This is a genomic window from Mesorhizobium sp. ArgA1 (assembly GCF_053714375.1).
The window spans coordinates 306,267-313,141 of the sequence record NZ_JBSKBQ010000005.1; the positions used below are offsets into that span (position 1 = coordinate 306,267).

At 63.7% G+C, this 6,875-nt stretch carries 9 protein-coding genes and 1 pseudogene; 4 read left to right on the forward strand and 6 right to left on the reverse strand.

The window, feature by feature from the left end:
* Positions 1–34 precede the first annotated feature (34 nt).
* Both ilvC and ACWGTI_RS15720 read right to left on the reverse strand, forming a co-directional pair.
* Entirely contained in the window at positions 35–1,054 is a 1,020-nt protein-coding gene (gene ilvC / locus ACWGTI_RS15715; protein ID WP_454587947.1) for a ketol-acid reductoisomerase, read from the reverse strand.
* A gap of 26 nt (positions 1,055–1,080) precedes the next feature.
* Positions 1,081–1,731: a TetR/AcrR family transcriptional regulator gene (locus tag ACWGTI_RS15720; RefSeq protein ID WP_454587968.1), complete on the reverse strand. Its 651-nt coding sequence runs from the start codon at positions 1,729–1,731 to the stop codon at positions 1,081–1,083.
* A gap of 156 nt (positions 1,732–1,887) precedes the next feature.
* Here ACWGTI_RS15720 and ACWGTI_RS15725 point away from each other — a divergent pair, with 156 nt between their 5' ends.
* Positions 1,888–2,319: a DUF1772 domain-containing protein gene (locus ACWGTI_RS15725; RefSeq protein WP_454587969.1), complete on the forward strand. Its 432-nt coding sequence runs from the start codon at positions 1,888–1,890 to the stop codon at positions 2,317–2,319.
* Between the two features lie 39 nt (positions 2,320–2,358).
* On the opposite strand, the gene ACWGTI_RS15730 is transcribed toward ACWGTI_RS15725, so the two are convergent.
* The gene (locus tag ACWGTI_RS15730) at positions 2,359–2,817 is read right to left on the reverse strand and encodes a MarR family winged helix-turn-helix transcriptional regulator (RefSeq protein ID WP_454587948.1); all 459 of its coding nucleotides are present in this window, start codon (positions 2,815–2,817) and stop codon (positions 2,359–2,361) included.
* 95 nt (positions 2,818–2,912) lie between these two features.
* Between ACWGTI_RS15730 and ACWGTI_RS15735 the strand changes: the two genes are divergently transcribed.
* Both ACWGTI_RS15735 and ACWGTI_RS15740 read left to right on the forward strand, forming a co-directional pair.
* Positions 2,913–3,218, forward strand: a complete 306-nt coding sequence (locus ACWGTI_RS15735; protein WP_454587949.1) for a Rieske (2Fe-2S) protein — start codon at positions 2,913–2,915, stop codon at positions 3,216–3,218.
* Between the two features lie 19 nt (positions 3,219–3,237).
* A complete protein-coding gene (locus tag ACWGTI_RS15740) occupies positions 3,238–3,960 on the forward strand; it encodes a glutathione S-transferase family protein (RefSeq protein ID WP_454587950.1) in 723 nt (240 codons plus the stop codon).
* Here the strand turns inward: ACWGTI_RS15740 and ACWGTI_RS15745 are convergent.
* Together ACWGTI_RS15745 and ACWGTI_RS15750 are read right to left on the reverse strand one after the other, a co-directional pair.
* Positions 3,923–5,170: pseudogene (locus ACWGTI_RS15745) on the reverse strand (FAD-dependent oxidoreductase); the annotation flags it as partial. The gene ACWGTI_RS15740 and the pseudogene ACWGTI_RS15745 sit on opposite strands and share 38 nt — an antisense overlap.
* Positions 5,171–5,217: 47 nt before the next feature.
* On the reverse strand, positions 5,218–5,628 hold the full coding sequence (locus tag ACWGTI_RS15750) for a winged helix-turn-helix transcriptional regulator (protein ID WP_454587951.1): 411 nt from the start codon (positions 5,626–5,628) through the stop codon (positions 5,218–5,220).
* 136 nt (positions 5,629–5,764) lie between these two features.
* Here ACWGTI_RS15750 and ACWGTI_RS15755 point away from each other — a divergent pair, with 136 nt between their 5' ends.
* Positions 5,765–6,655: an SDR family oxidoreductase gene (locus ACWGTI_RS15755; RefSeq protein WP_454587952.1), complete on the forward strand. Its 891-nt coding sequence runs from the start codon at positions 5,765–5,767 to the stop codon at positions 6,653–6,655.
* A 55-nt stretch (positions 6,656–6,710) separates the two neighbouring features.
* Here the strand turns inward: ACWGTI_RS15755 and ACWGTI_RS15760 are convergent.
* Positions 6,711–6,875 (reverse strand): KUP/HAK/KT family potassium transporter (locus tag ACWGTI_RS15760; RefSeq protein WP_454587970.1); only part of this gene is annotated, 165 nt, incomplete at its 5' end.

Below are 6,875 nucleotides of genomic sequence, written 5' to 3' on the forward strand. Positions count from 1 at the left end.
GCCGGCCTTTTCTGTTCAACGATGAAATCGCAGATCAGTTCTTGGCCTTGTCGACCAGCTTGTTCTTCGAGATCCACGGCATCATGGCGCGCAGCTTGGCGCCGACTTCCTCGATCTGGTGGCTGTCATTGTTGCGGCGGATGCCCTTGAAGCGGGACATGCCGGCGCGGTACTCCTGCATCCATTCCGAAGTGAACTTGCCGGTCTGGATGTCCTTCAGCACGCGCTTCATCTCGGCCTTGGTCTCGGCGGTGATGATGCGCGGACCAGAGACATATTCGCCCCATTCGGCGGTGTTCGAGATCGAGTAGTTCATGTTGGCGATGCCGCCTTCATAGATCAGATCGACGATCAGCTTGACCTCGTGCAGGCACTCGAAATAGGCCATTTCGGGCGCGTAGCCGGCTTCCACCAGCGTCTCGAAACCGGCACGGATCAGTTCGACCAGACCACCGCACAGCACGACCTGCTCGCCGAACAGATCGGTCTCGCATTCCTCGCGGAAATTGGTCTCGATGATGCCCGAACGACCGCCACCGACGCCGCAGGCGTAGGACAGAGCGAGATCGAGCGCATTGCCCGAAGCGTCCTGGTTGACGGCGACCAGGCAAGGCACGCCGCCGCCCTTCTGGTATTCGCCGCGCACCGTGTGGCCGGGGCCTTTCGGCGCGATCATGACGACGTCGACCGTCGACTTCGGCTCGATCAGGCCGAAATGCACGTTGAGGCCGTGCGCGAAGGCGATCGCGGCGCCGTCGCGGATGTTCGGCGCGATCTCGTTCTTGTAGATGTCGGCCTGCAATTCGTCGGGCGTCGCCATCATCATCAGGTCGGCCCATTTGGCGGCGTCCGCCACGCTCATCACCTTGAGCCCGTCGGCCTCGACCTTCTTGGCGGTCGGCGAGCCGGCCTTGAGGCCGATGGCGATGTCCTTGGCGCCGGAATCCTTGAGGTTGAGCGCATGCGCCCGGCCCTGGCTACCATAGCCGATGATGGCGACCTTCTTGCCCTTGATCAGGTTGAGATCGGCGTCGCGATCGTAATAGACACGCATTTTGGTCTTCCTTCCCGTTTTATGAATCAGAGGCCTTGCGGCCCGGTTTTTGCTCCGAAAAGAGCGAGAAACTGTTGCGTTGCCCGGACGGCGTCGCCGCCGATCGCCGCTTCAGTCAATTCCAGCCGGTCGCCGAGCAGGAGACGGATCTGCACGTCGCGGGCGACCAGCCCGAAAAAGCTGCGGAACGCCGTTTCGGCGTCCGTAAAATCGAGCAGCCCTGCCTGCCTGCCGGCAAGCAGCACCGGCTTCAGCCGCCTGGCCAGTGCAAAGCGGCCATTCTCCAGCACAATGGCGCCGAGATCATCCTTACCGGAGCCGGCATGGCCGACTGCGACGCGGTTCAGCGCGATCGACGTGTCGCTCGAGATCACCTTCAGCCAGTCCGAGGCGAAACCTTCGAGGCTTACCGTCAGCGAGGCAAGGTCGAGTTTTTCACCATCGACCGGCACCACGCGCACTTTCGAGGCCTGCCACTGAACCGTCGCCGTCAACAGCCCGTCGCGGTCGCCGAACCATTTGTAGAGCGTTTCCTTGGAGCAGCTTGCGCGGCGCGCAACCGCCGTCATGGTCAGATTGTCGCCCTCCTCGACCAGCAAGCGCAAGGCTGCGTCCAGAACGGCCTTCTGCCGCTCCGTCAGCGTCGCGCTGGTGTCGATGTCGGCGCTTGCCTGCAACACAGTCGTTCCTCGGCGGCAGGGCCAAGCCAGCAATGCGCGGCTAAGCCGTACCGTACGTTACGGTTCGCCGTTCTATGCCGTATTGCTCTTGCCCTTGCAAGCCCTATTTCTGCTCGGACGGTTCACTTCATGTCTGCCGCGGGAAAGAAGATGCTGGTCGGATTGCTCACCTTGACGGTCGCCGCGGCATTTGCCGGCGCCGCTATCTATGTCAGCGTCGCCGAACAGCCGGCGCGGCTTGGCCTCGACGACAAGGCGCTGCTCAGGGAATGGCAGCCTTCCTACAAGCGCGGCGCGGCGATGCAGGCGTCGATCGCCGTTGTCGCCTGCGTTCTCGGCCTGATCGGCTGGTGGCAGACCGGCGGTTTCGCCTTTCTCGTTGGAGCGATTCTGATCATCCTGCCATGGCCGTGGACGCTGATGGTAATGATGCCGACCAACAAGGTGCTGGAAGCGATGGACGCGAGCGTCGACAATCCGCAAGCCAGAGCCCTGATCGTCAAATGGGGCACTATGCACCTGGTGCGCGCCGGATTGGGCGTGCTGGCGACGCTGGCCTATCTCTGGGGCAGCCATTCGGCCTGATAGCCGGCCGAATATCGTCAGGCCCGCAGCGCAGTCCTCTCAGTCTGTAGCCGGCGGGTGGCGCAGTCGGCCGAGCAAGGCCGAAAGCATGCTCAACTCGTCCCCCGAGAGCTTGTCGCCGACCAACTCGGTGATCGAGCGTCCGTAGACCGCCCACATCAGCCGGCGCATCTCGCGGCCCTTGGCCGAAATACGGATGGTCTGGCCGCGGCCATCATCGGCGACCTTCAGCTTCTCGACCAGTCCATCAGCCTCGAGCCGCGCCAGCAGCCGCGAGATGTTGTACTGCGCAAACAGGGTCCGCTCGGTCAGCTGGAACGGTCGCAGCCCGCCCTCGCCCGCCTCGGCTAGCTCATGCAGCACGTCGTACCAGTCGAGCGGCGGCAAACCACTGTCCTTCAAAGCCTGTTCTGCCTGTTCGATGAGCTGGCGCGAAACGCGCATCAGGCGGGCCCAGGCCTTGATGGCTTCCGGCGAAGGCGTGGCTTTCTCGGTCATGCCCGCATCCTAGACGATAGATGCAACTGCATCAAGCTTGACTGTCAATGCATCTGCATCTATATACATGCAATCGCATCAATCTGGAAAAATCCATGAGACACGAAATCTGCAAAGTCGCCGACGTCCCGCAGACGGGCAGCCTGATCGCACCGTTCTTCGGCCGCGAGGTCCATGTCTGGCGCAGTGGTGATGGCATCCGCGCCGCCGCCAATGTCTGTCTGCATTTCGGCGGGCCGCTCGATTGCAAGGACGGCAGGCTGGTCTGCCAATGGCACGGCGCCGCCTTCGACATGGCATCAGGCGACCGGCTCGAAGGTCCGGCGCCAAAAGCATCCCGCTTGATGTTCCTGTCGACGCGCGTCGAGGACGGCGCGTTGAACTATGTCTGGGGTGAGTGACATGCCTGGGAAGAATGAAATGACCAACAAGCTCATTCTCGTCAGCCATCATCTGTGCCCCTATGTCCAGCGCGCGGCGATTTCGCTGACCGAGAAGCGCGTTCCGTTCGAGCGTGTCACCATCGACCTCACAGACAAGCCCGACTGGTTCAAGGCGGTCTCGCCGCTGGGCAAGGTGCCTTTGCTCATCGTGCAGGCGAATGGCGCCGAGACGGTGATCTTCGAATCCGCCGTCATCCTCGAGTTTTTGGAGGAAACGCAGCCCAATCCGCTCCACCCGGCCGATCCCTACGCCCGCGCCCGCCATCGCGCCTGGATCGAGTTCGGTTCGGCGACGCTGAATGCCATCGGCCGGTTCTACTCGGCGTCGACAGAGGCGGGTTTTCTTGCCGAAGCCAGCGCACTGTCGGCCATGTTCGACCGCATAGAGAACGAACTGGCCGACCAGACGGGACCATGGTTCGCCGGCGAGCGCTTCTGTCTCGTCGACGCCGTCTACGGTCCGGTCTTCCGCTATCTCGACACTTTCGATGAGATCGGCAGTTTCGGCATTCTCGACGGCAAGCCGCTGGTCCAGGCCTGGCGCAAGAGGCTGAGCGAACGCGCCTCGATCAGGGACGCCGTGGCGCCTGACTATCCGCAGCGCCTGCGTCAATTCCTGCGCGCGAAAGAGGCGTTTCTGTCGAACCTGATCCCGCCGGATGATCTGGCCACAGCGCTTCCCTTAGCCCGATCTGCCTGAACGGATCGATCAGCGTTCCGGCCACCATTGAGGCAAGGACGCCCGGCACTGGCGGGATTTTCGCGATGGTCGCCACCAGCCTGTCGCGGAAAAAGGGCATCGCCAGAGAGTCCGACTGGTAGAAGGGCGTCAGCGCCAGCGACAGCAATTGGAAGAGCCGGACATGCCAACGGCGCGCTTTGGCATAGGCTTCCAGCGCTTCGTCGACGCCGCCCGCTTGCGCCAGCGCATGGCTGAGTGCTGCCGCATCGAGCAGCGCCATGTTGGCGCCTTGGCCAAGCTGCGGGCTGGTCGAATGCGCGGCGTCGCCGATCACCGCCAGGCGCCGTCCGGCGGGCAGCCTCATCGTGTGGTGGCCATAGCGGGCCAGCGACAGCTGGTCGAAACTGTCGATCTGGCTGGTGAACGCCTCGCACGCTGGCCACAGCGAGACCAGTCTCGCCTTCCAGGCGTCAAGCCCTGCCACGCGCACGCTTTCGACATCCGCCGGCTTCAGGCTCCAGAAGAACGCCGCCATCTTCTCGGCGCTTGGCTGCGGCCGGCCGATCGGCAGCACGCCGATCATCACGCTGGCCTTGTCGTAGCGCTGCAGCAGCGCATTTTCGTCGAAGCCTTCGCGCCAGCCGAGCGAGGCCCAGAACGCGCCATAGGTAAGGGGCCGTGGTTCCGCCGGATCATTCAGGCACCGGCGCAGCTTCGAGCGCGACCCGCTGGCGTCGACGACAAGGTCGAACGGCCCTGCCCTTCGCCCGGTATCGAAGACCAGGTTCGCTCGCTCGCCCACGTCCATCGTCTCGATCTCGACGCCGGTTTCGATGACGATGCCCTGGCGCTGTGCGGCGCGGAACAACACGTTGAACAGCGCCGCCCGGTGCACCGCCAGCCCGAAGCGTCCGCCGGGCTGCGCATCGTAGCGCACAGCGAGCACGGTGCGGCCGGTGGCGGCATCGGCGCCGTGCAAACGCTCGATGCGGCTGCCCAGCGCCAGAATGTCGTCGATCAGGCCGAGATCGGCGAGCACGCTCAGCCCTGTCGGTTGCAGGATCAGGCCGGAGCCGACCGGCTTCGGCTCCTCGAAGCGTTCGAAGATGGTGACGTTATGCCCGGCGCGTTTGAGATAGAGCGCCGTGGCCAGCCCCGCCGGGCCGGCGCCTGCAATTGCGATATCGTAGGAAATGCCAGTGTCCCCAAGCCGATCTGGCCGGGACAATCCTTCAGCGGCCGGATGAAATCAAGTCGCGGCGGCCCTTCGGCTGTTCAGCCCTGGGCGGCATCAAAACCGGCACGCGCGTCGCGCACCGCGTCGTGGTTGAGCTCCGCCCACAGGATCAATTGATGCAGGGCGCCGAACATCGAGCGTCCGAGGTCGGTCAGGCTGTATTCGACGCTTGGCGGCTTGGTCGGGAAAACTTCGCGATGCACATAGCCGTCGCGCTGCAGCTCAAGCAGTGTCTGGGTGAGCATGCGCTGCGAGATGTCAGGCACAAGCCGCCGCAATTCACCGAAGCGATAAGGCTTTTCCGCCAGCGCCATCGCCAGCAATGGGCTCCATTTGCCGTTGATGCCCTTGATAACGTCACGAACCGGGCAATCGCCGAAATTGGCGCCGCCCGTCATGGCTCTGTAGATCTCGATCTTCGATTTCAGATTGACGATCTTGCCGTCCATCGCTGGTTCCCTGCGTGTGCCTACCTCCCGGAAAACTGCCTTCTTTACGGCATGGGGTCAATTCCTATTTTAGTGCTGGTCTCTTTTTGAGACCACCAAAGCACCCGCCATTCCGGCGCAAACGTCAGGATCCCCCATGACCGCAACCCTTCTCGTCACCGGCGCTTCCGGCCAGCTCGGCCGCGGCGTCATCAACCACCTGCTCGACACGCTAAAAGTTCCGGCAAGCCGCATCATCGCCACCACCCGCACGCCCGCCAACCTCGCCGATCTTGCGGCGCGCGGCGTCACCGTCCGGGCGGCCGACTTCGACGATCAGGCCTCGCTTGACAAGGCCTTCGCCGGCGCCGACCGGGCGCTGATCATCTCGACCGACCAGGTCGAGGTTCGGGGAAAGCGGCGCGAACAGCAGCTGGCAGCCGTCGCCGCAGCCAGACAGGCAGGCGTCGGCCACCTGCTCTACACCTCGATGCCCAACCCGGAGCCGGGCTCCCCGGTGGTCTTCGCGCCCGACCACTACGACACGGAGCAAGCCATCAAGGCGAGCGGCATCCCTTACACGATCTTCCGCAACGGCTGGTATGGTGAGAACCTGTTCATGGCGCTGCCGCAGATCCTGGCGTCGGGCCAGTGGTACACTTCCGCTGGCGACGGCGCCATTTCCTATGGCAGGCGCGACGACTTCGCGGCGGCGATCGCTGCCGGGCTTGCCTCGGACACCGGCGAAAGCACGACCTACACGCTGACGGGCCCCAAGGCCTACACTGCCGCCGAAGTCGCAGCGTTCGTCACCGAAGTCACCAGCAAGCCGATCCAGGTCATCCAGCTGTCGGATGAAGCCTTGACCGAGGGCATGAAGTCGGCCGGCCTGCCCGAATCCTTCGCCAAGGTCCTGGTATCGTTCGATGCCGCCGCACGCGCCGGTGATCTCGGCATGGTGACCGATGCGGTCGAAAAGCTTTCAGGCCGCAAATCGGTACCGCTGAAGCAGTTTCTGGAGACGAACAGCGCCGCGCTGGCTGGGTAGAACTACGCCGTAGCGCAGAACGCCAAAGGCCGTGCCTTCGGGCACGGCCTCTCTGTCAGATCGCTACCTGCGTGCCGATTTCAACCACGCGCCCGGTCGGGATCTGGAAATACTCGGTCGCATCGGCAGCGGTGCGGGCCAGTCCGATGAACAGCTTGTCCTGCCACACCGGCATGCCGGAATTGGGTGATGCCTTGAGCGAGCGCCGCGACAGGAAGAA

What these genes read in the sequence shown, in the direction of transcription:
- ilvC (WP_454587947.1), bottom strand. Translation starts at nt 1,054, where the DNA reads ATGCGTGTCTATTACGATCGCGACGCCGATCTCAACCTGATCAAGGGC.
- ACWGTI_RS15730 (WP_454587948.1), bottom strand. Translation starts at nt 2,817, where the DNA reads ATGACCGAGAAAGCCACGCCTTCGCCGGAAGCCATCAAGGCCTGGGCC.
- ACWGTI_RS15735 (WP_454587949.1), top strand. Translation starts at nt 2,913, where the DNA reads ATGAGACACGAAATCTGCAAAGTCGCCGACGTCCCGCAGACGGGCAGC.
- ACWGTI_RS15740 (WP_454587950.1), top strand. Translation starts at nt 3,238, where the DNA reads ATGACCAACAAGCTCATTCTCGTCAGCCATCATCTGTGCCCCTATGTC.
- ACWGTI_RS15750 (WP_454587951.1), bottom strand. Translation starts at nt 5,628, where the DNA reads ATGGACGGCAAGATCGTCAATCTGAAATCGAAGATCGAGATCTACAGA.
- ACWGTI_RS15755 (WP_454587952.1), top strand. Translation starts at nt 5,765, where the DNA reads ATGACCGCAACCCTTCTCGTCACCGGCGCTTCCGGCCAGCTCGGCCGC.